Origin of the sequence: Actinomadura syzygii, from assembly GCF_008085905.1 — a bacterium.
GTDB lineage: Bacteria > Actinomycetota > Actinomycetes > Streptosporangiales > Streptosporangiaceae > Spirillospora > Spirillospora syzygii.
The window spans coordinates 73451-94963 of record NZ_VSFF01000013.1 but is presented as its reverse complement, the minus strand read 5'-3'; the positions used below and the strand labels follow the sequence as shown (position 1 = coordinate 94963).

Genomic DNA, 21513 nt, shown 5'->3' with positions numbered 1-21513 from the left:
TGTCCGCCGCCGGTTCCCGCGGCGCACTACAGCGGGCTGTAGGACGGCGCCTGCGGTTGGCTGTATCGGACGGGACGTCCAACGCGCATAGCGTCCTCGGCCATGAAACCGAGACTCCTGCTGACCCGGCTGGTGCCGGTCGCCGCCCTGATCGCGCTGTCCGCCGCCGTCGCGCCGCTGAGCGAGGCCGACGGCGCCCCGCCTCCGCCGCCGCACTGGAAGCGCTGCGCCCAGGGGCCCGGCGACACGCTCGGCCGCAAGCTCGACAAGGCGGGCGCGCGGTGCGCGGAGGTCGCCGTCCCGCTCGACCACTCCAAGCCGGGCGGACGCACGATCAAGCTTGCGCTGTCCCGCATCCGCGCCAAGGACCGCGCCCATCGGATCGGGACCCTGGTCCTCAACAACGGCGGCCCCGGCGAACCCACGCTCGGCATGCCCCTGGACGTCCGCGCGGCCATGAAGGACGTCGCCCGCCGCTACGACCTCGTCGGCCTCGACCCGCGCTTCGTCGGACGCAGCACGCCGCTCGACTGCGGCTGGCCCATCGGCATGTGGCTCCGCTCGGCGGGCTCGACCCGCGCCCGGTTCGACCACCAGGTGGCGGTGCAGCGCGATCTGGCTGAGCGCTGCGCCCGCCGCCACGCCGACGTGCTCCCGTACGCCAACACACGCGACACCGCCCGCGACATCGACTTCGTGCGGCGCGTGCTGGGGGAGCGGCGGATCTCGTTCCTCGGCTACTCCTACGGGAGTTACCTGGGCGCGGTCTACGCGCAGATGTTCCCCGGCCGTACCGACCGGGTCGTCCTGGACAGCGCGGGAGACCCGGAGGCGTGGGGCGCGCGGGCGCTGCGCGGCACCGAGGACGAGGCGGAACGCGCGCTGCGCGGCTGGGCGGCGTGGGCCGCCGAACGCCACGGAACCTACGGGCTCGGCGCCACGCCCGCCCGGGTGCTCGCGACCGTGGACGGGATCGTCGCTGCGGCGGAGGAGCGTCCGCTGCGCGTCGGGCGGTACGAGGTGGACGATCAGGCCGTCCCGTATCTGCTCTCGGTCGGGTCGGGGGACGACCGTCCGGCGGGGCGCGCGGAGTTCGCGTCCACCGTCCGGACGCTGAACGAGGCGGCGCACCGCCGTAAGGCCGACCCCGGCCCGGAACTCGACGGGTTCCTGGCGTTCGTCCTGACCAGTGAGGGTTCCCCGCTCGTGAGCCCGGCCGCGGCGATCACCTGCGGCGACCGGGCCGCGCCGCGAGACCCGGACGCCTACTGGGACGACGTCCAGCGCAGCCGCGCGCTGCACCCCCTCTTCGGCCCGCTCAAGAACAACATCTGGCCGTGCGCGTTCTGGCCGAACGACCCGCGCGAGGCCCCGACGCGCGTCGGCAACGCGACTCCGGCGCTGATCGTGTCCGCGACCGGCGACGCCGCCACGACCTACGAGGGCAGCCAGGCCATGCACCGCGCGCTGACCGGCTCCCGCCTGCTCACCCTGCGCGGCGTCACCGCCCACGGCATCTACGGCGAATACGGCAACGCCTGCGTGGACGCCGAGGTCAACGCCTACCTGGCCACCGGCGTCCTCCCGGCGACCGACCCGACCTGCCACGCCGGGACGCGGTGGCCGGGGGAGCGCGGACGCTCGTGATCGTCGCCGAGCCGGAAGGCCCGGCGATCGCCCTTTACCGGTCGCTCGGCTTTGTCGAATCCGAGCGGCAGGTCAAGGTCTCGGGCGGGGCGTAGAGGACTTCGCGGGCCTGCTCGGCGGCGCGGAAGAGGCTCTCGGTGACGAAGTCGAGGAAGCGGGCGGCGTTCTCCAGGCGGGCGGCGGCCGGGGTGCCGGGCCCGAGCACGTCGACGCCCTGGCGCGCGGCGTCGGCGAACTCGTCGTTGGAGCGGGCGCTGCGGATCATCGACTGGTACCACAGGTCGTCGTCCACGACGTAGCGGTCGCGGCGCCGCTCGTCGCGCCGGCGGCGGACGAGCTCCAGGTTCTCCAGGAACGTGATCGCCTTGGAGATGGACGCCGGGCTGACCCGCAGCCGCTCCGCCAGCTCGGACGCGGTGAGGCTCCCCGAGTCGGTGGTGTAGAGGCAGGCCAGCACCCTGGCCATCATCTTCGGCAGGCCGGACGTCATGAAGACGGTGGTCAGCCGGTCGGTGTACTCGCGCACGGCCTCGGCGTCGCGTCCGTCGGCCCGCTCCGCCGCCTCCGCCCGCGGCACGGCCCGCCTGCGCCGGTGGGCGCGGCGCTCGGTGGCGTGGTGGGCCAGGTCGGCGCGGTAGCCGGTGGGCCCGCCGTTGCGCATCACCTCGCGCGTCACGGTCGAGGTCGGACGGTCGAGCCCCCGGGCGATCTCGGCGTAGGGGAGGCCGTCGGCCAGCCCCGCCGCGATCTGCCGGCGGTCCTGCTGGGTGAGCCTGCCTCCCGGCATCGCGATCCCCCTCCGTGGCGGTCCGTGGACGCCTCCACCATAGCGTTCACCGGCTTGCCATTGCAATGAGGGGGCGGGTGTTGTTGCGTTAATCTTGAAGGCTGTTGCAACACTTTCAAGCTTCTTACCTGTGTAAACATGACTCTCATGCAACGTACTTCTTGCAGTGATTTGGAATGCAACGTAGCGTTTCCATCGTTGGAAACCACGAGTGCAAGGAGTGCGCGATGCGACGGTTCGACACCCCCGACCCGATCTCCACCGTCGTCGAGATCCCGGCGGGACGGGTCCGGCTCATCGCCGCCGACCGAGGTGACACAGCGGTCGAGGTCCGTCCCGCGAACGCCGCCAAGGGGCGGGACGTGCGGGCCGCGGAGCAGGTCGCGGTCGACTTCGGCGACGGCGTCCTGCGGATCAAGGCCGCGACCGGCGGCCGGGCGCTCGGCCCGGCCGGGTCCGTCGAGGTGACGGTCAAGCTGCCCGCCGGATCCCACGTCAAGGCGGCGACCGCCGGAGCCGAACTCCGGGCCGTCGGACGCCTCGGCGACGTCGTCTTCGACGGCGCCTACCGGCACATCAAGATCGACGAGGCGGCGGGCGTCCACCTCACCGCGACGGACGGCGACGTCGAGGTCGGACGCCTGAACGGCTCGGCCGACATCAGCACCATGCGCGGCGACATCAGGATCACCGAGGCCGCGGGCGGCAAGGTCGTGCTGCGCACCCAGTCCGGCGACATCTCGGTCGGCGCCGCCGCCGGGGTCTCGGCCGTCCTGGACGCGGGCACCGCCTACGGCCGCATCGACAACGCCCTCAAGAACGACGGCGCGCCCGCGCTCGACATCCGCGCCACCACCTCCCACGGCGACATCACCGCCCGCAGCCTCTGAGGAGCAGAACCGTGACGAACCTGGCCATCGCGGCGAACGGGCTGCGCAAGTCGTTCCCCGGCAAGGACGGCGACAAGGTCGTGCTCGACGGCGTCGACCTGGCCGTCCCCGAGGCGACGATCTTCTCCCTGCTCGGGCCGAACGGCGCGGGCAAGACGACCACCGTCCAGATCCTGTCCACCCTGCTCCGCGCGGACGCCGGAGAGGTCCGGGTCGCCGGGTTCGACCTGGCCCGCCAGGCGGACGACGTGCGCGGCGCGATCGGCGTCACCGGGCAGTACTCGGCCGTCGACAAGCTGCTCACCGGCGAGGAGAACCTGCTCCTCATGGCCGACCTCAGGCACCTGTCCCGCCGCGACGGTAGGCGCAGGGCCGCCGAGATGCTGGAGCGGTTCGACCTGGTCGACGCGGCCCGCAAGCCCGCCGGAACCTACTCGGGCGGCATGCGGCGCCGCCTCGACCTGGCGATGACCCTGGTCGGCGACCCGCGCCTGATCTTCCTGGACGAGCCGACCACCGGCCTCGACCCGCGCAGCCGCCGCACCATGTGGGGCATCGTCCGGGAACTGGTCGCGGGCGGCGTCACCGTCTTCCTGACCACCCAGTACCTGGACGAGGCCGACCGCCTCGCCGACCACATCGCCCTCCTCGACCACGGACGGCTGATCGCCGAGGGCACCGCCGACGAGCTCAAGCGGCTCATCCCCGGCGGCCACGTGTCCCTGCGGTTCACCGACGACGACGCGCTCAAGGACGCGCTCGACGCCCTCGGCCGCGGCTTCGTGGACCCGTCCGACGACGACCGGCTCACCTTGCAGGTCCCGTCGGACGGCGGCGTCGCGTCCCTGCGCGAACTGCTCGCCCGGCTGGACGCGGCGGGCGTCGAACCGTCCGACCTCAGCGTCCACACGCCCGACCTCGACGACGTCTTCCTCACCCTCACCGGCCGCGACCCCGGCCAGAACACGGATCAGAAAGCGGAGGTCTCCCGATGAGCGCCCTCGGTCTCGCGGCCCGCGACTCGTCCACGATGGTCCGGCGCCAGCTCAAGCGCCTGATCCGCTACCCGTCCATGACGGTGCAGCTCGTCATCACGCCGGTGATCCTCCTGCTCCTGTTCGTCTACGTCTTCGGCGGCACGCTCGGCGCGGGCATCGGCGGCGGGCGCGACACCTACGTCGACTACGTCGTCCCCGGCATCCTGCTCATGGCCGCGACCATGGCCGCGACCGGAACGGCGGTCATGGTCGCCACCGACATGACGGAGGGCATCATCGCCCGCTTCCGCACCATGCGGATTTCCCGGGCGTCCGTTCTCACGGGACATGTGGTCGCGAGCGTCATTCAGCAGCTCGTCGGCATGGCCGTCGTCATCGGAGTGGCCCTGGCGGTCGGTTTCCGTCCCAATGCCACCGTGCTCGAATGGCTGGCCGCCGCCGGGCTGCTCACCCTGTTCGTCGTGGCCATCACTTGGCTGTCGGTCGCGCTCGGCCTGAAGTCGCCGACGCCGGAGGCGGCGAGCAACGCGCCGATGCCCCTCGTGTTTCTCCCGTTTCTCGGCAGCGGATTCGTTCCCACGGACTCGATGCCGACCGTCCTGCGCTGGTTCGCCGAATACCAGCCGTTCACGCCCATCATGCAGACCGTCCGGGGCCTTCTGCTCGGAAGCCCCATCGGCAACAACGCCGTCATCGCCATCGCGTGGTGCGCGGGAATCGGCGTCGTCTCCTACCTCTGGGCCAAGCACACCTACAACAAAGCGTGACCGTGAACCGGCCGGAAGGGCCGTCAGACCACCCGGTCTGGCGGCCCTTGGCCGTTTCGGGTGCGGAACGCGCGCCGGTAGTCGGTCGGCGTGACGCCTACATGCCGGGTGAAATGGCGGCGCAGGTTCGCGGCGGAACCGAGGCCGCTCTGCCCGCTGATCTGGTCGATCGGCAGGTCGGTGGATTCCAGCAGGAGGCGGACGCGCCCGAGCCGCTGGTCGAGCAGCCACCGCGACGGGCTCGTCCCGGTATGGGCCGCGAAGCGGCGCGCGAACGTCCGCGAACTCATCTGGGCTTGCCGGACGAGGTCGGTGACGGTCAGCGGCTCGTCGAGACGCGCGGCGGCCCATTGCAGGACGGGCCCGAGCCCCTCCGCGTCCGTGCGCGGGACGGCGGCCTCCACGTACTGGGCCTGCCCGCCGGGCCGGTGCGCGGGCACCACCATCCGCCGCGCGACCTGGTTCGCGACCTCGGCTCCGAAGTCGCGGCGGACGATGTGCAGGCACAGGTCGAGACCGGCGGTGCGTCCGGCGCTGCTCAGCACGTCCCCGTCGTCGATGTAGAGGACTGAGGCGTCCACCCGCACCTCCGGGTGGCGGCGGCGCAGCGTCTCGGCCCACATCCAGTGGGTCGCCGCCGGACGCCCGTCGAGAAGCCCGGCCGCGGCCAGCGCGAACGCGCCCGTGCACAGCGACACGATCCGTGCGCCCGCGCGGTGGGCGCGCACGAGCGCGTCGGTCAGCCCGGACGGCACCACCAGCTCCGACTCGACGTACTCCATCGGCAGGGCCGGGACGACCACCATCTCGGCCTCCGCCAGCGCGTCGAACCCGTGCTCGGCAGGCACGCCGAACCCGAACTCGAACCCCACGTCGCCGGGCTCGGCCGCGCAGAGCCGCAGCTCATACCACCCGCTTCCGCCCTTGGGCCCGGTCAGCTCGCTGCGGTCCACACCGAACACCTGGCAGGCGATGCCGACCTCGTACAGCGGCATCCCGTCCAGCAGCGCGAGGGCGACCGTGGCCATGGACGCCTCCCGGGGCGGAAGTGGCCGAAAACGTGCGGATATCGGCAAGTATGCCACTCGCCGCCGCAACGACCGCGCTGCCAGGTTTGGGAACGTCCACGAACCACCCGCGCAAGGAGTGACGATGTCAGACGACTGGGCGGTCGTTGAGCTTCGGCGATACACCTTGGTGCCGGGCGGGCGCGACATTCTGACCGAGTTGTTCGATCGGGAGTTCGTCGAGTCGCAGGAAGCCGTCGGGATGCGCGTTATCGGGCAGTTCCACGACGAGGACGACCCGAACCGCTACGTGTGGCTGCGCGGTTTCCGCGACATGGAGGCGCGGAAGGCGGCGCTCACCGCCTTCTACCTCGAAGGCGACGTGTGGCGGGAGCACGGCGCCGCCGCCCGCGCCACGATGGTCGACTCGAGCGACGTCCTGCTGCTGCGCCCGGTCGCCGAGGGCTCCGGGTTTCCCGCGACGGAGCCGCGTCCGCCGGTCGGTGCCGCGCGTCCCGGGGCGCGGGCCTCGGCGACGATCCTTTATCGGGGCGCGCCCGTCGACGCCGCGTTCAGCGCGTTCTTCGACGCCGAGGTCGTTCCGTTCCTGACGGAGATGGGAGCGGCGCCCATCGCGCGATTTCAGACCGAGGCGTCCGAGAACACGTTCCCGCGCCTTCCGGTGCGGACGGGGGAGAACGTCTTCGTCTGGTTCTCCCTCTTCGAGTCCGCCGCCGACCGGCGCGCCCATCTCGACCTCTTGGCGCGCTCACCGAAATGGTCCGACCAAATCCTGCCCGCGCTCGACCGGGGTTCCGCGGCGCCTTTGGAACGGTTGCGCCTCGTCCCGACCTGGCGTTCGGCGCTGCGATGACCGGGGCGTCCCGCAAAACGGGCACCAATGAACGCGCCATGATCGGGTAAAGGGTCGGCATGCGAATCGGTGTGCTCGACGTGGGATCCAACTCCGCTCATCTCAAGGTGGTGGACCTCGCCGTCGGCGCACCGCCGGGCTCCGTGACGACGGTCAAGCACCCGACCCGGCTGGCCGAGGCGATCGACCCCGAGGGGGCGGTGGAGAAGGCGGCGGTCGACCGGCTGGTCGCGTCGGTCGGGGAGGCCGTGCGCGCCGCCGCCGCGCACGGCGTCGAGGAGCTCGTCTCGTTCGCGACGTCGGCGGTGCGGGACGCCGCCAACCAGGAGGAGATCGTCGCCCGCGTCGCGGCGGCGACCGGCGTGCGGCTCGGCTTCCTGGCCGGCCGGGACGAGGCGCGGCTGACGTTCCTCGCCGCCCGCGCCTGGTACGGCTGGTCGGCGGGACGGCTGCTGCTCGCCGACATCGGCGGCGGGTCGCTGGAGATCGCCCACGGCGACGGCCAGGAACCGGCGCTCGCGCTGTCGCTGCCGCTCGGCGCGGGCCGGCTCACCCGCGCGCACCTGCCGGGGGACCCGCCGTCCCGCAAGCACGTGCGCAGGCTGCGCCGCCAGGTGTACGAGCGGCTGGCTGAGACGTCCGCCCAGGTGCGGCCGGGGCTGGAGGGGGAGCGTCCGGTGCGGGCGGTGGCGACGTCCAAGACGTTCACCCAACTGGCCAGGCTGACCGGGGCGCCCAAGCGCAAGGCGGGCCCGTACACGCGGCGCGTGCTGGACGTGGACCGCCTCCGCGAGCAGATCCCCGTCCTGGCGGGGAAGCGCGCGGCGTCCCGCGCGAAGCTGCGCGGGGTGTCCCGGCCCCGGGCGGCGCAGATCCTGGCCGGTGCGATCGTGGCCGAGGCGCTGATGACGACCCTGGAGGTCGACCGGGTCGACATCTGCCCGTGGGCGATCCGCGAGGGCCTGATCGTGCGGCGCCTCCAGGCGATGACCGATCCGGCGGCGGCGGACGACGAGACCGCGCGGCTCACCCAGGCCGTCCCCGCCACCGCGCGGCGCCCGGTGCCCGTCCTCACCGGCTGACCGGACTGTTGAACGGACAACTCCGTCGTATCGGGGCGTATGGGACGCAGGTGAGCGGGTAGCGCAACCGAGTGTCAAGCCGACGGAGGAGACGATGACCGTTCAGCAGGCCGCGACCCGGGGGCCCGCCGCGCGAGCGGCGGTTCCGGTGCCGCCCGGAGCGCGGGGCCCGCTGTCGCGGGCCGTCGTGGAGACCCTGACCGGCGGGCCGCCGGGCCCGTCCGACGCCCTCGGGGCCGTCGCGTCGGCCGACCCCTACGGGGAGGATCTGCAACTCGCCCTCCACACCTGTTTCGAGCTGCACTACCGAGGGTTCGCGGGCGTGGACCCCGACCGGGAATGGGACCCGGACCTGCTGCGCCTGCGCGGCGCGATGGAGGCGGTGTTCCTGGACGCCCTGCGCCGCGACGCCGACCTCCGCGACCCTTCCGACGTGGACGGCGCGCTCGACGAACTCCTGGTCGAGCCCGTCGACGGGCACGGCGTCACCCATCATCTCCAGGACGAAGGGGAGCGGTGGCACCTGCTGGAGCACGCCGCGCACCGCTCGGTGTACCACCTGAAGGAGGCCGACCCGCACGCCTGGGTCGTCCCGCGCCTCCGGGGCCGGGCCAAGACGGCGCTGGTGGCGGTCCAGCACGACGAGTTCGGCGGCGGCCGTCCGGAGATGATCCACCAGGGCCTGTACGCCGACCTCCTGGACGACCTCGGCCTCGACGCCTCCTACGGCGGCTACGTGGACGCGGCCCCGGCGGTGACGCTGGCCACGGTGAACATGATGTCGATGTTCGGCCTGCGGCGGTCGCTGCGCGGCGCGCTGGTCGGCCACTTCGCCGCCGCGGAGATCACCACGGCGCCGTCCGCGCGGCGGATGGCGCGGGCCCTGGAGCGCCTCGGCGGCGGCCCCCGCGCGCTCCGCTTCTACACCGAGCACATCGAGGCGGACGCCGTCCACGAGCAGGTGCTGCGGTACGACGTGATCGGCGGCCTGCTGGCCGACGAGCCGGACCTCGCGCCCGACGTCGTCCTCGGGATCCGCGCCACGAACCTGCTGGAGGACCGTCTCGCCGGCCACCTCCTGGGCTGCTGGCGGGCGGACCGCACGTCGCTGCGCCGCCCCCTTCCGGGGACGGTGGGCCGGTGATGCTGCTCCGCCCGCCGGGGGTGTACCGCCCGCAGTCCGACACGCGGCTGCTCGCGGAGGCGTTGCGCGGCACGGGCGTCCACCCGGGCGCGCGAGTGCTGGAACTGGGGACCGGGACGGGCGCGGTCGCGGTCGCCGCCGCCCAGGTCGGCTGCGAGGTGGTCGCGGTGGACGTGTCCGCGCGGGCGGTGCTCACGGCGCGGCTCAACGCGATGGTGCGGGGCCTGCGCGTGCGGGTGCTGCGCGGCGACCTGTTCGCGCCGGTCGCCGGGGAGGTCTTCGACGTGATCGTCGCCAACCCTCCCTACGTGCCGGGCGACGCCGACCCGATGACGACGAAGGGCCTCGCCCGCGCGTGGGAGGCGGGCGACGGCGGCCGGATGCTCCTGGACCGCATCTGCAGGGCCGCACCGCAGCACTTGGCGCCGTCCGGGACGCTGCTCGTCGTGCATTCGGCGCTGAACGGGGTGGCGGCGACCCTGGTGGCGCTGCGCCGCGCCGGAATGCGGGCCTCGGTCGTGGCCCGGCACCGCGAGCCGTTCGGCCCGGTGATGCGCGGCCGCGCCGACGCCCTCGCGGCGCGGGGGCTGCTGAGCGCGGGCCAGGGCCACGAGGACCTCGTGGTCGTGCGCGCCGAAAGGATCATGACGACGGGAAGGGATCATGACGTCGAACGCCGAGCGGCCTAAGGGAACGCGCGTGCGGGTCGTCCCCGGCGGGCCGGTGCTGGTGGAGGGCCCCGTCGAGGTCGTCCTGGACGACGGCTCGACGGTGACGTCCGACCGTTTCCTGGTGGCGCTGTGCGCGTGCCGACGCAGCCGCGCGTTCCCGTTCTGCGACACGAGCCACCGCCGCCGCGTCCGCTCCGGCGCGCCGGACGACAAGGAACGTCCGGCGGCCGACTGACCGGACACGGAACTTCGGGAGCCGACCCCCGATGCTCAGCTTCGCCGGGCCGAATGGCGGGGGCGTGCCCGACCTCCTCGTGAGCGAACTCCTGGACGCCCTCAGCGTCCGGTGACGGCGCCGAGCGCTTTGGTGGCGGCGTCGATGGCCGCGTCCGCGGAGATCTCCAGCAGGCCGGGGAAGGGCGCGCGGCCGTGCGGGTCGCCGTGCCGCCCGGCCCACAGGACGTGGTGCTCGGCGCGCGGGGGCGGGCCCCAGTGGCCGGGCGGCACCGGGCCGAACAGCAGCACCGATGGCGTGCGGTACGCGGTGGCGAGGTGCCCGACGCCGGTGTCTCCGCAGACCACCAGCCGGGCGTCCGCGATGAGCGCGGCGAGTTCCGGGAGCGGCGTGCGGCCCGACAGGTCGGCCGACTCCGGCAGCCCGGCGAGCCGGACGACGCGGCGTGCGAGGGCCGTCTCGCCGGGGCCGCCGGTGACGACGACGCGCTCGCCGCCGTCCCGCAGCGCCGCCGCGACGGCCGCGAACCGCTCGGCGGGCCAGCGCCGCGCCGCGAACGCCGCGCCCGGATGGACGACGACCGCGCCGGGCGCGGGCGACGCCGCCGCGGGCTCGGGCAGGTCCAGGTCGGCGGGGTCGGCGGCGAACCCGAACGCCGTGACGAGGTCGCACCAGCGGGCCACCTCGTGCTCGTCCGGGTCCCAGCCGGGGCCGCCGGTGTACCCGGCGTCCGGGCAGGCGAAGGCCAGCAGCTCGCCGGGGGCGAGGGCCGCGAGGAGCCGGTGGCTCCGCGGGCCCCGTCCGTGCAGGTTGACGGCGACGTCCAGCGGACCGACGGCGCGGGGGAGCGGCACCTCCAGCCCCACCGCGGGCAGGATGTCGTCGACGGCCCCCGACTCGCGGGCGAGCGGGCCGAGGACGGCCGGCGCGCCGAGCGTGATCCGCGCGCCGGGCATCCCGCGCCGCAGCGCCCGTAACGCCGGGACGGCGGTCAGCAGGTCGCCGAGCCCGAGTGCCCGGAGCACGAGCACCCTCTTGCGGCTCACGGCCACGACGGTTCCCGCGACGGGCAGACGACCATCTCGCGCATCGTGACGGCGACCTTCCCCGCCGTCTCGACGGCGAGGGCGCGGGTGAACCCGACGACGCCGGTGATGAGGACGTTCATGACGCGGTTCCCTTCGTGTTGGACGGCAGGCGCGTGGTGGAGCGCCCTTCCAGCAGGGGCGGCGGGACCTCGAACACGACCGCCGCGTCAACGTCGCTGAGCGCCTCCAGCACCCAGACGCGGTCGCACGCGGGCGTCACCGGCCGCCCCGTTTCCGCGCCACGTCGGTGAGGAGAGGACCTGTGCGGTGCCAGCGCCGTAGGCATCGACCTCGTAGAACCGGAGCGAATCCTCTGTAGGTCATTCGCCATTGCCGGGAGCCGGACACCTAAACAGAAGCAGCCCGAAGTTCCTCCAATCTGTTGATTTACCGGGACATTTAACTTTTCGAGCATGGCGTGGAGGACGCCGGGTACCGGCCGGACGATGCGCCTGACCGCCGTCCTCACCACCCGGGAGCGGCGGCGCGGGACGGATCTCCCGACGCCGTCGCGGACGAATTCGCCGCCGGACCGCTGACGTTTCGCCGCGCTGGCCCGGATACGTCGCGGGAGCAGCCCCGCACCGGACCCGAAGGGAGGCGCGGATGCGCGCAATGGCCGCCCGGTGTGGAGACCGGCCTCGGCGGCGGCGACCCGTGGCCCGCCGCGCACCCGATCCCCGCCCCGCCGTCCTGACCCTGCCCGGGTGACCAGAACGGAGCGGCGCATCCGGCTGGCGATGCACGCGGGGTTCTTCCTGCTGCTCGCCGCGTCGGCGTCCCGGCTGGCGGTCAGGCACGGGCTGGGCGGCGCGACGCCCGCGCTGCTCGCGCTGAGCGGGGTCCTCGGCGCCGGGTACGCGCTGGGCGCCGTCCGCTGGGACGCGCTCGGCCGCCGCGGCCGCCTCGGCTGGCTCGCCGCCGTGCTCGTGTGCTGGCTCGCCCTGGTCGCCGCCGCCCCGAGCTTCGCCTGGTGCGCCGTCCCGCTGTTCTTCGCGGCGCTGCGGCTGCTGTCGCCGCGCGCCGCCGTCGCCGCCGTCGTGGTGATCACCGGCGCGGTGATCTTCGCGGCCGTCTACCTGGCGGAGCCGTTCGACCCGAGCCTCGTGCTCGCCCCGATCGCGGTCGCCGGGATGGCGGCCGTGATCCTCCTGGAGTTGCAGCGGCTCGTGGACGAGCTGGTCCGCACCCGCGGCGAGCTGGCGGAGACGCAGCGCGCGGCCGGGGTGCTGGCGGAGCGCGAGCGGCTGGCCCGCGAGATCCACGACACGCTCGCGCAGGGCCTGACCAGCCTCGGGATCCTGCTCCAGGCGGCCGACCGGCAGTGGGACACCGCGCCGGAGGAGGCCCGCCGCCATCTGCGCCGGGCCGCCGACGCCGCCGCCGCGAACCTCGACGAGGCGCGCCATTTCGTCCGAGCGCTGGCCCCGCCCGCGCTGGCGTCCGGATCCCTGCCCGCCGCGCTCGCCGAGCTGGCGGGCGCGGAGGCCGGAGGCCCGCGGGTACGGTTCCGGACGGTGGGGGACGAGTACCCCGTGGACGTCCAGGTGCAGGCGGCGCTGCTCCGCGTCGCGCAGGGCGCCGTCGCCAACGCACGCGAGCACGCCGCCGCGACGGCGGTGACGATCACGCTGACCTATCTGGACGACGCCGTGTCTCTGGACGTGGCCGACGACGGCTCCGGCTTCGATCCCGCCGCCGTCGCGTCCGCCCCGGGACGCGGATACGGGCTCCGCGCGATGCGGGACCGGATGGCCGAGATCGGCGGCGCCCTCGCGGTCGAGAGCGCTCCGGGCACCGGAACCGTCGTCGCCGCCACGGCCCCGCGCCGGGCGGCACCATCGAACTCGGAGGACCGGGGATGAGCGTGGTCCGGGTGACGATCGTGGACGACCATCCCGTCGTCCGGGCCGGGCTGCGCGCCCTGCTCGGCGGTGAGCCGGACATCGAGGTGGTCGGCGAGGCGGCGGACGGGGAGGAGGCGGTCCGGCGGGTGGGGCTCGTCCCGACCGACGTCGTCCTGATGGACCTCCAGCTCGGCCGGGGGATCGACGGCGTCGAGGCCACCCGGCGGATCCTCGCGCTCCCGGATCCGCCGCGCGTCCTCGTCCTCACCACCTACGACTCCGACGCCGACATCTCCCGCGCGATCGCGGTCGGCGCGGCGGGCTACCTGCTCAAGGCGGGCCCGCCGGACGAGCTGTTCCAGGGCGTCCGCACGGCCGCGCGCGGCGAGACGGCGCTGTCGCCGGAGGTCGCGACCCGCCTCGCGGACCGGCTGCGCGAACCCGCGCCCGCGCTCAGCCCCAGGGAGATCGAGATCCTCGAACTGCTGGCCGAGGGCCTGTCCAACCAGCGGATCGCGCGCCGCCTGCTGATCAGCGAGGCCACCGTCAAGACGCACCTGGTGCACATCTTCGCCAAGCTCGACGTCGGCACCCGCACGGCCGCCGTCGCCGCGGCCGTCGAGCGCCGCCTCATCCGCCTCCCCGGCTGAGGGGGCCCGGCGGGTCCGCGGGCTCGACGGCGACGGTGACGCGCAGCCCGAGGACGTCCGCGACGCGCTCCAGCGCGGGCAGCGACGGGACGCGGGAGCCGGACTCCAGCAGGGAGATCGCCGGCTGCGTCAGCCCGGCCCGCTCGGCGAGCCCGGCCTGCGTGAGGCCGCGGGCGCGGCGCCTGAGGCGGATCGCCTCCCCGATCGGCTCGTGCACGGGCACCTCCTTCCTCCTCACACGGTCGCCGTGCGACGTCCGGTTCCCATCGGACGATCGGCGGGACACGACGCGCCGTCCGGTCGACGCTTGCGTCAACCGATCGGTTGATATCGCCGGACCCGCCGCATGGGAACGACCCGCCGAAAGCCCCTATCCCGCCGGGGAATTCGGGTCGGCAGGCCGCGCCTCACGCATAATTTATTCGCCGTTCCGAGTTGCCTCCGCAGTTTTCCGGTGCCTAGTCTCCGCTGCACCGGTCGAGATCCGGCCGGACGCCGAATCCCCGAAAAGGGGAGCCGGGGACCCAGGTTCCTTCGGGGTGAATCCGCTGGCCGCCAGCGGTAGGGCCGTCTCCTGGCCCGAACCCGTCAGCTAACCCGGCAGGCGGAAAAGGAGAGGTGGACGCCGGTGCGAACGGGCATCCAGAAAACGATCGGAAAACGCGGGCGGGGCAGAATGCTGCTGATGGTCCCGGTGATCGCCGGAGGCGTCGCCGTCCCGCTGGCCGTGACCGCCGGAACGGCGAGCGCGCCCGAGGCCGAGCGACCCGCCAGGGCCGCCGCCGCGCCGATGCCGCAGACCCAGAAGACGGTGACGGCTCCCGCGTCCCGCCCCTACGGGGTGGACGTCTCGCATCACGACAAGGGGTTCGACTGGAGCCAGAAGAAGCTCTCCTTCGGCATCGTCAAGGCCACCGAGGGCGTCGAGCACAAGGACTCGACCTTCGTCCGCAACTGGGCGGAGATCCAGGAGAACGGTCTGGTCAGGGGCGCTTACCATTACGGCCGCCCCGGCAACGACCCGGTGCGGGAGGCCGACCACTACCTCAAGACGGTGACGTCCGCCGGACTGCGTACGGGCGACCTTCTCGTCCTCGATTTGGAAACCACGGACGGCCGCTCCAAGAGCGAAGTGAACGACTGGGCCAAGCGCTGGCTGGAGCGCGTTCAGCAGAAGACCGGCGTCAAGCCGCTCTTCTACAGTTCGTGGTCGTTCGCGAAGGAGTACGGCAAGGGCCTGGGCGAGTATCCGCTGTGGGTCGCGCACTACGGAAAGGCGCGCGGACGGGTCACCGCCCCTTCGCCGTGGAAGCAGTGGGCCATTCACCAGTACGCGTCCACCGACCACGACCACAACGTGTCCCGGCTTTCCGCGGACGGTCTCCGGCAACTCGGCTACGACCCTTCGGCGCCGAGTTCCGGCTGACCGGTGTCCTACGGAATCCCTCCGCAGGTCTCGCGGATGACGTGGCGGGCGTTGGCCGAGATGACGCGATTGGTGGCCCGGTAGCAAGGGAGCTGAATGAGGGCCATCGACAGCGCTCGGCCACGCCCGCGCGTCCAGGCCGCGTCGTCCAGTCTGGAAGCCGATGAGGAACAGGACCCCGGCGACGACGAGCCCGGTCTCGACCAGGTGGACGAAGGCATCGGGATCGCCCCAGCCTGCACGCCCCCGGAGCGAACGCGCCACCGGCCCGCCGCCGGGGGCTGGACGATGTCCGAAATGTCCGTTGTCTTGCCGATGGCGACCGAAAGGTGTCGACCGTCGAAAATGGAACGGTCTTAAATGGTGTGCGCGGTGACGAAAAGTGATTGGACGATAACAATTTTCGTACCGAAGGGCGGCCGGGCAGGCCGGATGTCATGCCGACTGGCTGGTAACTGATACAGGACGAGCGTAGATGTTGGCAGTTTCAACCCTTGTAAAGGGCCTCATTCATTCAGCACAATTCCGGAAACCGTCATCCTGGGCCGACCCCCCTCCCCCGCCACCCCCAGGAGCTCCCCGTGAGGTCCATTCCGCTGATCGTGCTCGTGGGCGGCACCGCCGTCCTCGTCGCCACCGCTCCCTACATGATCACCCAGTCTCCCGACTCCGCCCTCGCCCCGGCTCCCGCCCCCGACGTGCTGCCCAAGCGTGCGCCCGCCCCGGACGCCGACTCGCTGAACGAGGCCGCGGCCGGTCGCGTCGCCGCCGAGGCAGCCGCCCCGGCCCGCGGCGGCCACCGGTCGTCCGCGTCCGGACCCGGCCGTGCGTCCGCCCCCCATCTCGCGGCTCCGGACCCTGTCGTGGCGGCCCCCGCCCCCGGCTCGCCGTCCGACCCCGGAAAGGCGAAGCCGGGCAGGCCCGACCCCGGCAGGCCCAAGCCGGGGCCCGTGACCAAGCCTGATCCCCCCAAGGGCCACGACCCCGTGACCCCGCCCGACCCCGGGACCCCCGAGCCGCCGAAGGGCCACGACCCCGACCCCGAGCCGCCGCCCGGCCTGCTCAACGCCCCGGACCCCGAGGGCGGCGAGACGATCTTCGCGCGCGGCGGCGCCCGCTGCACCCTGGGCTTCAACGTGCGCAGGTCCGGCAGCTACTACTTCCTCACCTCCGGCGGCTGCGCCGAGGTGGGCCTGAAGCTGTACGCCGATCCGACGTTCGTCATCGAGCTCGGCACCGTCGTCGAGGTCAGGAACTCCACCGCGCTCGTCCGCTATGTCAGCCCCCGCGTGGAGCGGCCCGGCAGCGTCGGGACGCCATCGGGTTCGCAGGACGTCATGGCGGCGCGCGGCCTGGAGGTCGGCCAGCGCGTCTGCCGCACCAGTCCCGACACCGGAATCAAGTGCGGCACCGTGACGGCGCGCAACCAGAGCGTGCGTCTGCGCGGAGGGACGATCACCGGCCTGGTGAAGACGACGATCTGCACGGAGTCCGGCGACACCCCGGGGACGCCCTACCTCTCCGGCCCCTTCGCGGTCGGCCTGGGAATCGGCGCCGGCGGGAACTGCGACGGCGGCGGCTCGTCCTTCATCCAGCCGCTCGACGGAGTCCTCTCCGCCTTCGACGTCGAAATCTACTGAGGGCTTCCCGCTGCGGCTCGCCGGGACGCCAATGGCATCCTTGCGAGCATGAAGGTGATCGTCGTTGGAGCGACCGGAACGGTCGGACGCGCGGTGGTGAGTGCGCTCGAACCAGCCCATGAGGTGGTTCGAGCGTCCCGACGCGGGCCGGTCGCCGTTGACTTGGAGGACCCGAGTTCCCTGGACGCCCTGTTCGCAGCAGTACCCGACCCCGATGGCGTGATCTGCTGCGCGGCCAGCGGGCCGCTGGTGTCATTGGAGACGGTGACCGATCACGAGTTCGCCCAGGGATTGCAGGGAAAACTGCTGGGGCAGGTCGCTTTGGCCCGACGGGCGCTGCATCATCTGCGCGACGGAGGCTCGATCGTGCTCACGGGCGGCACCTTCGCCGCCCCGCTGAATGGCGGTTCGCTGGGCGCCCTGGTCAATGCGGGATTGGACGGTTTCGTCCGCAATGCCGCCGCTGAACTTCCGCGCGGGCTGCGCATCAATGTGATCAGTCCGGGCTGGATCCGTGAAACGCTGGAAGGTCTCGGCATGGAAGCCTCGAATGGCACCCCGGTCGCCGATGTGGCCAATGCCTATGTCGAGGCGATCGAAGGATCCGCGCAAGGTCTGACGATCGTCCCGTGACGAATTGAGGCCGGAAGGCCGCGGCGGGCGGCGTGCTCGCCCGCCGCGGCCCGGGTCGGTCGGTCAGCGGAGGACGGGGTAGTCGCGGACGATCGGCAGCCGCGCCCAGGCCCGTCCGAGGCCGAGGGTGGTGCCGTTGTCGGCGAGCGCGACGGCGACCAGGAGCGCGGCGTAGATCCAGTGCATGTCCATGAAGGGGTTGGTGTCCGGCCAGAGGGACGCGGCCGCCAGCATGAGGAGCAGGAGCGTTCCACCGGCCGCGGCGATGCGCAGGCAGATGCCGAGGAGCAGCGCTATGCCGAGCCCGCCGAGTCCGAACATGAACAGGGCGTCGACCCAGACCTTTCCGGCCATCGCGTGGAAGAGGTCTTTGAACGGGCCTTCGGTGTGGCTGAGAAAGCCCTTGGACGGTGAGACGCCGTCGAGCCAGCCTTTCTCGGTCGGCTTGCCGAGACCGAAGAGCTTGTCGACGAAGGCCCAGAGGAATGTCCAGCCGAGGAAGATCCGTCCGGCGGCGAGCGCATAACGGGCGGGATGCTTCGAGTCCAGGGAGGACGACGGGCGCAGGGGGGTTTCGAGGGACATGGGAGTTCCTTGGGGCGGGGAGCTGACGGGCCATTCGACTGCGAAGTTTCCTATCTGTTCCCTTTCCTGGCAAGCGTCGCGACCGTTCCGCCCGGTGTACTGGAGTAAATGGTCGTTCGCTCATGTCGAGTGAGCTGGCCGGTCGTTTTGGACGGCGTCCGCGTCGATCGCCCGTCCCGCGCCGGAGACCGCATCACTCAGGTCGAACAAGGTGAACTCCCCGCCCACCACAGCCGCCCACCTGCGAGAAGGCCGTCCCGCCGAACCGGTATTTCGCGTTTTCCCAAGCCGCAAGGGACGGTTCCTATGAGAACTCTCTGAATGTCTCCACCACGGACCAGGCCGTCCTGGGTCTGAACGGCGGTGGTCCGGCTCGCGGCGCGGCGCCAGACCGTCCGGTCGGTGGACCCTCAGCGCCTTTTCTGAGAAAACACGGAGATGAGCGGTGAATGCTGGCGGCACCATGACCAATGCTGATCCCGAAGCCACGGGCCTTCGAAGAGCCGACGGCACGTCCGTCCGGGTCCTCGTCGTGGACGACGAGCCCGACTTGGCGGAGGTGCTGTCCCGCGCGCTGGCGCTGGAGGGCTGGACGGTCCGCACCGCCGCGGACGGCGCCGAGGCGCTCGCCGTCGCGGCCGACTTCCGCCCGGACGCCGTCGTCTTGGACGTGATGCTCCCCGACATCGACGGCCTGCGTGTCCTGCACCGCCTCCGCGCGGGCGCGCCGGACGTGTGCGTCCTGTTCCTCACCGCCCGTGACGCCGTCGAGGACCGCGTCGCCGGGCTGACGGCGGGCGGCGACGACTACGTCACCAAGCCGTTCAGCCTGGAGGAGGTGCTGGCCAGGCTGCACGGACTGCTCCGCCGCGCGGGCATGACCCGCCGGGCCGACGCCGCGCGCCTCATCACGGTCGGCGCGCTCACCATGGACGAGGACGCGCGGGAGGTGACCCGCGACGGCCGTCCCGTCGAACTCACCCCGACCGAGTTCGAGTTGCTGCGGCTCCTGATGCGCAACCCGCGCCGGGTGCTGAGCAAGGCGCAGATCCTCGACCGGGTCTGGAACTACGACTTCGGCGGCCAGGCCCACGTCGTCGAGCTGTACATCAGCTACCTGCGCAAGAAGATCGACGCAGGCCGCCCACCCATGATTCACACCGTCCGTGGTATCGGGTACGTCCTGAAGGCGGAGACTCGGTGAAGGGTCCGCGGTCGCTGTGGGCGCGGCTCACCGCCGGGCTCGTCCTGCTGCTGGCGTTGAGCTGCCTCGCGGTCGGGATCGCGACCACCACCGCGCTCGCCCGGTTCCTGGTCGGACGGCTGGACGACCAGCTCACCGCGTCCGGCGGCCGGTTCCCGGCGAGCCTGGAGCACAACTGGCCGAGGGACACCGGCAACGGTCCCGACACCCGCGGCCAGGCGTCGGGGACGTTCGGCGCGCGGCTGTTCGCAGGGGCGGTGACGCAGGCGGCGGTCGTCCGCGGCGACTCCGACGAGCCGGTGCCCCTCACCCCCGCCGACCGCCGCGCCCTCGCCGACCTGCCCCCCGACGGCCGGGGACGCTCCCTCTCCCTGACGGCCCTGTGCGAGTACCGGGTGGTGGCGGTGCCGGGCGCCGACGGCGACGTCCTGGTCACGGGCCTGCCGCTGCGGCCCGCCGAGGACACGCTGCACCGCGTCGTGCTGGTCGAGGTCGTGGTGTTCGCGGCCGTGCTCGCCGCCGCCGCGATCGCGGGCGCGGTGATGGTCCGGTTGACGTTGCGCCCGTTGCGGCGGGTCGCGGCGACCGCGTCCCGGATCACCGAGCGCCCGCTGGCCAGCGGGCAGGTGGCGATGCCCGAGCGCGTCCCCGACACCGACCCGCGCACCGAGGTCGGACGGGTCGGCGCCGCCCTGAACCGGATGCTCGGCCACGTGGAGAACGCCCTGGCCCGGCGGCAGGCCAGCGAGGAACGGCTGCGCCGCTTCGCCGCCGACGCCAGCCACGAACTGCGCACACCGGTCGCCGCGATCCGCGGCCACGCCGAACTGGCCCTGCGCACCGCCGAACCCGTCCCACCCGACGTGACCCGGGCGCTCGGACGCATCGAGGCCGAATCGGTCCGGATGGCCGAACTCGTCGACGACCTGCTCCTGCTGGCCCGCCTCGACGCCGGCCGCCCCCTGGACACCCGCCCGGTCGACCTGACCCGGATCGTCCTGGACGCCACCGCCGACGCCCGCGCCGCCGGTCCCGAACACCGCTGGGAACTGGTCCTGCCCGAACAACCGGTCATCGTCACCGGCGACGCCCGCAGCCTCCACCAAGTGGTCGCCAACCTGCTCGCCAACGCCCGCGCCCACACACCCCCCGGAACACACGTCACCGCCAGACTCACCCTCACCGGGAACGACGTCGTCCTCGACGTCGAAGACGACGGCCCAGGCGTCCCCGCAGAACTACGCGACGAGGTCTTCCACCGCTTCGTCCGCGCCGACCAAGGCCGCTCACGCACATCAGGCAGCACCGGCCTCGGCCTCGCCATCGTCCAAGCAGTCGCCACCGCCCACAACGGCCACGCCGAACTGATAACCGACGACCACACGATCTTCCGAGTCACCCTCGCTCATTCGGTGAAGATGAGGAGGTAGCTGAGAAGCGCGCCCGGGCGTCAGCCGCCCGGGTGTCAGCGGGGCGGGCTGTCCGGTGGGGTGGCGCCCAGGTGGGTGGCGGCGGCGCGCATCGTGCCGCGGACCGTACCCAGCAGGCCGCCGGTCAGGTGGAGGGCCATGACGCCGGGCAGGGTGATCACCTTGGGAACGATCGTGCCGCCGCCGGCGGGGGCGGCCGGGGCGGCGGCGAGGCTGCCGAAGCGGTGCTGCCGCTGGTGGTGGATCCGCAGGGCGTGCCGGAAATGCTCGGCGCGGAAGTCGGGCCAGAGGACGTCCAGGAACACCAGTTCGGCGTGGGCGCAGTGCCAGAGCGGGAAGTCCGACAACCGCTGCTCGCCGCCCGAGCGGATCAGCAGGTCCACGTCGGGCAGGTCAGGGTCCTGGAGGTGCCGGGCGAACACCTCGGTGGTGATGTCGTCGGGCGGGATTCCGGCGGCGGCCAGCGCGCGGGCGGCGTGCACCAGGTCGTCGCGGCCGTCGTAGCCGACGGCCATTGTCAGATTCAGCCCGTCGTTGTCGCGGGTGATCTCCTCGGCGTGCCGGATCTTCGCCGCCATGTCGTCGGAAAGGCGGCCTTCCAGCGCGCCCAGCATCCGCACCCGTACCCCCTTGGCGTGAAAGCGGGACAGGCTGTTGTCGATGATCCTGTTGGCCAGAGTGCTCATCAGGAATCCGACCTCGCCCGCCGGACGCGACCAGTTCTCCGTGGCGAGGGCGAAGAGCGTCAGCCACGGCACGCCCTCGGCGAGCGCGGCGTCCACGACCGCTTCCAACGCGGGCATGGAGGCCAGGTGTCCGTGAATGCGCTCCAATCCGCGGTTCATGGCCCAGCGGCCGTTGCCGTCCATGATGCAGGCCACGTGCCGGACGGAGTTCGCTGACGCCAT

General features: G+C 72.7%; 25 protein-coding genes and 1 riboswitch. Of the genes, 17 read left to right on the top strand and 8 right to left on the bottom strand.

All coding sequences use genetic code 11. From position 1 onward, the window contains the following. The first annotated feature begins 102 nt into the window (after positions 1 to 102). Positions 103 to 1647 carry an alpha/beta hydrolase gene (locus FXF65_RS32395; RefSeq protein ID WP_148353874.1) on the top strand — a complete coding sequence of 515 codons (1545 nt, stop codon included), beginning with the start codon at positions 103 to 105 and terminating at the stop codon, positions 1645 to 1647. A gap of 34 nt (positions 1648 to 1681) precedes the next feature. On the opposite strand, the gene FXF65_RS32390 is transcribed toward FXF65_RS32395, so the two are convergent. After that, entirely contained in the window at positions 1682 to 2434 is a 753-nt protein-coding gene (locus FXF65_RS32390; RefSeq protein WP_148353873.1) for a GbsR/MarR family transcriptional regulator, read from the bottom strand. A gap of 227 nt (positions 2435 to 2661) precedes the next feature. Between FXF65_RS32390 and FXF65_RS32385 the strand changes: the two genes are divergently transcribed. Genes FXF65_RS32385 through FXF65_RS32375 form a run of 3 tightly spaced genes read left to right on the top strand, consistent with a single transcriptional unit; the run spans position 2662 to position 5089 of the window. Next, entirely contained in the window at positions 2662 to 3324 is a 663-nt protein-coding gene (locus FXF65_RS32385; protein WP_148353872.1) for a DUF4097 family beta strand repeat-containing protein, read from the top strand. A gap of 11 nt (positions 3325 to 3335) precedes the next feature. Further along, positions 3336 to 4319 carry an ATP-binding cassette domain-containing protein gene (locus FXF65_RS32380; protein ID WP_148353871.1) on the top strand — a complete coding sequence of 328 codons (984 nt, stop codon included), beginning with the start codon at positions 3336 to 3338 and terminating at the stop codon, positions 4317 to 4319. Next, the gene (locus FXF65_RS32375) at positions 4316 to 5089 is read left to right on the top strand and encodes an ABC transporter permease (protein ID WP_148353870.1); all 774 of its coding nucleotides are present in this window, start codon (positions 4316 to 4318) and stop codon (positions 5087 to 5089) included. Before FXF65_RS32380 ends, FXF65_RS32375 begins: the two co-directional genes overlap by 4 nt. A 23-nt stretch (positions 5090 to 5112) precedes the next feature. Here the strand turns inward: FXF65_RS32375 and FXF65_RS32370 are convergent, their stop codons facing one another. Continuing rightward, positions 5113 to 6117 (bottom strand): helix-turn-helix domain-containing protein, encoded by a 1005-nt coding sequence (locus tag FXF65_RS32370; protein WP_148353869.1) that lies wholly within the window; start codon positions 6115 to 6117, stop codon positions 5113 to 5115. Positions 6118 to 6241: 124 nt separating this feature from the next. On the opposite strand from FXF65_RS32370, the gene FXF65_RS32365 reads away from it, so the two are divergent. The 5 genes from FXF65_RS32365 to FXF65_RS32345 all read left to right on the top strand — a co-directional run bounded on the left by FXF65_RS32365 (position 6242) and on the right by FXF65_RS32345 (position 10102). Continuing rightward, complete coding sequence (locus FXF65_RS32365) at positions 6242 to 6970, top strand: NIPSNAP family protein (protein ID WP_148353868.1); 729 nt, start codon at positions 6242 to 6244, stop codon at positions 6968 to 6970. Between the two features lie 59 nt (positions 6971 to 7029). Further along, positions 7030 to 8052, top strand: a complete 1023-nt coding sequence (locus tag FXF65_RS32360; protein WP_148353867.1) for a Ppx/GppA phosphatase family protein — start codon at positions 7030 to 7032, stop codon at positions 8050 to 8052. 94 nt (positions 8053 to 8146) lie between these two features. Continuing rightward, positions 8147 to 9196, top strand: a complete 1050-nt coding sequence (locus FXF65_RS32355) for an iron-containing redox enzyme family protein (protein WP_148353866.1) — start codon at positions 8147 to 8149, stop codon at positions 9194 to 9196. Beyond that, positions 9196 to 9885, top strand: a complete 690-nt coding sequence (locus FXF65_RS32350) for a HemK2/MTQ2 family protein methyltransferase (RefSeq protein ID WP_187412649.1) — start codon at positions 9196 to 9198, stop codon at positions 9883 to 9885. The genes FXF65_RS32355 and FXF65_RS32350 overlap by 1 nt, the downstream gene beginning before the upstream one ends. Continuing rightward, on the top strand, positions 9860 to 10102 hold the full coding sequence (locus tag FXF65_RS32345) for a CDGSH iron-sulfur domain-containing protein (protein ID WP_148353864.1): 243 nt from the start codon (positions 9860 to 9862) through the stop codon (positions 10100 to 10102). The genes FXF65_RS32350 and FXF65_RS32345 overlap by 26 nt, the downstream gene beginning before the upstream one ends. A 101-nt stretch (positions 10103 to 10203) precedes the next feature. On the opposite strand, the gene FXF65_RS32340 is transcribed toward FXF65_RS32345, so the two are convergent. Genes FXF65_RS32340 through FXF65_RS44065 form a run of 3 tightly spaced genes read right to left on the bottom strand, consistent with a single transcriptional unit; the run spans position 10204 to position 11410 of the window. Next, entirely contained in the window at positions 10204 to 11148 is a 945-nt protein-coding gene (locus FXF65_RS32340) for a glycosyltransferase family 9 protein (RefSeq protein WP_222868847.1), read from the bottom strand. Next, a complete protein-coding gene (locus tag FXF65_RS46000; protein WP_281288976.1) occupies positions 11145 to 11270 on the bottom strand; it encodes a hypothetical protein in 126 nt (41 codons plus the stop codon). Before FXF65_RS46000 ends, FXF65_RS32340 begins: the two co-directional genes overlap by 4 nt. Further along, positions 11267 to 11410, bottom strand: a complete 144-nt coding sequence (locus FXF65_RS44065; RefSeq protein ID WP_187412616.1) for a hypothetical protein — start codon at positions 11408 to 11410, stop codon at positions 11267 to 11269. Before FXF65_RS44065 ends, FXF65_RS46000 begins: the two co-directional genes overlap by 4 nt. A 193-nt stretch (positions 11411 to 11603) precedes the next feature. Between FXF65_RS44065 and FXF65_RS45995 the strand changes: the two genes are divergently transcribed. The 3 genes from FXF65_RS45995 to FXF65_RS32330 all read left to right on the top strand — a co-directional run bounded on the left by FXF65_RS45995 (position 11604) and on the right by FXF65_RS32330 (position 13687). Then, the gene (locus tag FXF65_RS45995) at positions 11604 to 11729 is read left to right on the top strand and encodes a hypothetical protein (protein WP_281288975.1); all 126 of its coding nucleotides are present in this window, start codon (positions 11604 to 11606) and stop codon (positions 11727 to 11729) included. A gap of 168 nt (positions 11730 to 11897) precedes the next feature. Further along, on the top strand, positions 11898 to 13055 hold the full coding sequence (locus tag FXF65_RS32335; protein ID WP_246199274.1) for a sensor histidine kinase: 1158 nt from the start codon (positions 11898 to 11900) through the stop codon (positions 13053 to 13055). Continuing rightward, a complete protein-coding gene (locus tag FXF65_RS32330; RefSeq protein WP_148353863.1) occupies positions 13052 to 13687 on the top strand; it encodes a response regulator in 636 nt (211 codons plus the stop codon). Before FXF65_RS32335 ends, FXF65_RS32330 begins: the two co-directional genes overlap by 4 nt. Here FXF65_RS32330 and FXF65_RS32325 read toward each other — a convergent pair. Then, a complete protein-coding gene (locus FXF65_RS32325; RefSeq protein WP_222868846.1) occupies positions 13668 to 13904 on the bottom strand; it encodes a helix-turn-helix transcriptional regulator in 237 nt (78 codons plus the stop codon). The two genes, FXF65_RS32330 and FXF65_RS32325, sit on opposite strands and share 20 nt — an antisense overlap. Before the next feature lie 266 nt (positions 13905 to 14170). Further along, positions 14171 to 14310: riboswitch (cyclic di-AMP (ydaO/yuaA leader) on the top strand. 62 nt (positions 14311 to 14372) lie between these two features. Between FXF65_RS32325 and FXF65_RS32320 the strand changes: the two genes are divergently transcribed. The 3 genes from FXF65_RS32320 (at position 14373) to FXF65_RS32305 (ending at position 17386) form a co-directional block, all read left to right on the top strand. Then, positions 14373 to 15113 carry a glycoside hydrolase family 25 protein gene (locus FXF65_RS32320; protein ID WP_187412615.1) on the top strand — a complete coding sequence of 247 codons (741 nt, stop codon included), beginning with the start codon at positions 14373 to 14375 and terminating at the stop codon, positions 15111 to 15113. A 581-nt stretch (positions 15114 to 15694) separates the two neighbouring features. After that, positions 15695 to 16753: a S1 family peptidase gene (locus FXF65_RS32310; RefSeq protein ID WP_148353860.1), complete on the top strand. Its 1059-nt coding sequence runs from the start codon at positions 15695 to 15697 to the stop codon at positions 16751 to 16753. 48 nt (positions 16754 to 16801) lie between these two features. Then, entirely contained in the window at positions 16802 to 17386 is a 585-nt protein-coding gene (locus FXF65_RS32305; protein ID WP_148353859.1) for a short chain dehydrogenase, read from the top strand. 63 nt (positions 17387 to 17449) lie between these two features. Here the strand turns inward: FXF65_RS32305 and FXF65_RS32300 are convergent, their stop codons facing one another. Beyond that, positions 17450 to 17971 (bottom strand): DoxX family membrane protein, encoded by a 522-nt coding sequence (locus FXF65_RS32300; protein ID WP_148353858.1) that lies wholly within the window; start codon positions 17969 to 17971, stop codon positions 17450 to 17452. A 463-nt stretch (positions 17972 to 18434) separates the two neighbouring features. On the opposite strand from FXF65_RS32300, the gene FXF65_RS32295 reads away from it, so the two are divergent. Then, positions 18435 to 19175: a response regulator transcription factor gene (locus FXF65_RS32295; RefSeq protein WP_148353857.1), complete on the top strand. Its 741-nt coding sequence runs from the start codon at positions 18435 to 18437 to the stop codon at positions 19173 to 19175. Next, positions 19172 to 20605, top strand: a complete 1434-nt coding sequence (locus FXF65_RS32290; RefSeq protein WP_148353856.1) for a sensor histidine kinase — start codon at positions 19172 to 19174, stop codon at positions 20603 to 20605. Before FXF65_RS32295 ends, FXF65_RS32290 begins: the two co-directional genes overlap by 4 nt. A 35-nt stretch (positions 20606 to 20640) precedes the next feature. Here FXF65_RS32290 and uppS read toward each other — a convergent pair whose 3' ends face one another. Next, positions 20641 to 21513 (bottom strand): polyprenyl diphosphate synthase, encoded by an 873-nt coding sequence (gene uppS, locus FXF65_RS32285; protein ID WP_148353855.1) that lies wholly within the window; start codon positions 21511 to 21513, stop codon positions 20641 to 20643.

Excerpts from the sequence above, each read along its gene's own strand:
- FXF65_RS32390 (WP_148353873.1), bottom strand. The coding sequence starts at position 2,434 with ATGCCGGGAGGCAGGCTCACCCAGCAGGACCGCCGGCAGATCGCGGCG.
- FXF65_RS32395 (WP_148353874.1), top strand. The coding sequence starts at position 103 with ATGAAACCGAGACTCCTGCTGACCCGGCTGGTGCCGGTCGCCGCCCTG.
- FXF65_RS32305 (WP_148353859.1), top strand. The coding sequence starts at position 16,802 with ATGAAGGTGATCGTCGTTGGAGCGACCGGAACGGTCGGACGCGCGGTG.
- FXF65_RS45995 (WP_281288975.1), top strand. The coding sequence starts at position 11,604 with ATGGCGTGGAGGACGCCGGGTACCGGCCGGACGATGCGCCTGACCGCC.
- FXF65_RS32385 (WP_148353872.1), top strand. The coding sequence starts at position 2,662 with ATGCGACGGTTCGACACCCCCGACCCGATCTCCACCGTCGTCGAGATC.
- FXF65_RS46000 (WP_281288976.1), bottom strand. The coding sequence starts at position 11,270 with ATGAACGTCCTCATCACCGGCGTCGTCGGGTTCACCCGCGCCCTCGCC.
- FXF65_RS32365 (WP_148353868.1), top strand. The coding sequence starts at position 6,242 with ATGTCAGACGACTGGGCGGTCGTTGAGCTTCGGCGATACACCTTGGTG.
- FXF65_RS32350 (WP_187412649.1), top strand. The coding sequence starts at position 9,196 with ATGCTGCTCCGCCCGCCGGGGGTGTACCGCCCGCAGTCCGACACGCGG.
- FXF65_RS32345 (WP_148353864.1), top strand. The coding sequence starts at position 9,860 with ATGACGTCGAACGCCGAGCGGCCTAAGGGAACGCGCGTGCGGGTCGTC.
- FXF65_RS32360 (WP_148353867.1), top strand. The coding sequence starts at position 7,030 with ATGCGAATCGGTGTGCTCGACGTGGGATCCAACTCCGCTCATCTCAAG.
- FXF65_RS32375 (WP_148353870.1), top strand. The coding sequence starts at position 4,316 with ATGAGCGCCCTCGGTCTCGCGGCCCGCGACTCGTCCACGATGGTCCGG.
- FXF65_RS32320 (WP_187412615.1), top strand. The coding sequence starts at position 14,373 with ATGGTCCCGGTGATCGCCGGAGGCGTCGCCGTCCCGCTGGCCGTGACC.
- FXF65_RS32295 (WP_148353857.1), top strand. The coding sequence starts at position 18,435 with ATGACCAATGCTGATCCCGAAGCCACGGGCCTTCGAAGAGCCGACGGC.
- FXF65_RS32355 (WP_148353866.1), top strand. The coding sequence starts at position 8,147 with ATGACCGTTCAGCAGGCCGCGACCCGGGGGCCCGCCGCGCGAGCGGCG.
- FXF65_RS32370 (WP_148353869.1), bottom strand. The coding sequence starts at position 6,117 with ATGGCCACGGTCGCCCTCGCGCTGCTGGACGGGATGCCGCTGTACGAG.
- FXF65_RS32330 (WP_148353863.1), top strand. The coding sequence starts at position 13,052 with ATGAGCGTGGTCCGGGTGACGATCGTGGACGACCATCCCGTCGTCCGG.
- uppS (WP_148353855.1), bottom strand. The coding sequence starts at position 21,513 with ATGGCGTCAGCGAACTCCGTCCGGCACGTGGCCTGCATCATGGACGGC.
- FXF65_RS32300 (WP_148353858.1), bottom strand. The coding sequence starts at position 17,971 with ATGTCCCTCGAAACCCCCCTGCGCCCGTCGTCCTCCCTGGACTCGAAG.